Here is a 778-nt window from a genome sequence, read left to right on the forward strand (position 1 = left end):
CTAAGGAAGAGAGAAGTAAAGAGTTTGGTTGTCTATTGTTTAGTTATCAAGCAGAGGCCTGAAAATCAAGAACAGATTTTACAGGAAACTCGCTTTTAACAGAATCTTTTGGTGGCGATGCGCTTAGGGGAAACACCCGTTCCCATCCCGAACACGATGGTTAAGACCTAAGCGGCCGATGGTACTGCACTGGAGACGGTGTGGGAGAGTAGGTGGCCGCCAAATCAAAAAAAGAATAACAAAGGCAGATTCGCTGCCAGTGTTTATATATTTTATATAGATACAGACACCGACAGGCTACAACCTGTCAGCGTCAACCTAATCAGCAGGGCAGTGCTGTTGTGATAGCTGGTCTTTACCAGTGATTAGATATACGAAGCAATTCGTATATGTAATGACTGATAAAACAGTCAAATATGTACCTTGAAAACTGCATACAAAGAAAGGTTATATTATTACTGATAAGCGATAATATAACATGATTAATAAGATAAATATCTTATACTTATTGAACTGCTAATGTTCAATAAGGTTAATCAAGACATCCGAGGTAATGTTAACAACATTAACTAATTCGAAGAAAAACGAATCAAAAAAATTGACCTATTGCCAACGCATATCACGCTAGATATGTGTCGCTGATTCCCCAACCCGTGGGAAGAGGCAAGTTGGTTATGCTAATAAGAGCGTATGGTGGATGCCTTGGCACTAAGAGCCGATGAAAGACGTGATAAGCTGCGAAAAGCTTCGGGGAGGGGCAAATACCCTTTGATCCGGA

2 rRNA genes are annotated in these 778 nt (G+C 40.6%); both read left to right on the forward strand.

Going from position 1 to position 778, the window contains the following annotated elements:
- The first annotated feature begins 107 nt into the window (after window positions 1-107).
- Window positions 108-225: ribosomal RNA gene (gene rrf / locus HGO97_RS23610) — 5S ribosomal RNA — on the forward strand.
- Between the two features lie 445 nt (window positions 226-670).
- Window positions 671-778: ribosomal RNA gene (locus tag HGO97_RS23615) — 23S ribosomal RNA — on the forward strand; the annotation flags it as partial.

This window comes from Faecalicatena faecalis, from assembly GCF_012524165.2.
Lineage (GTDB): Bacteria > Bacillota > Clostridia > Lachnospirales > Lachnospiraceae > Faecalicatena_A > Faecalicatena_A faecalis.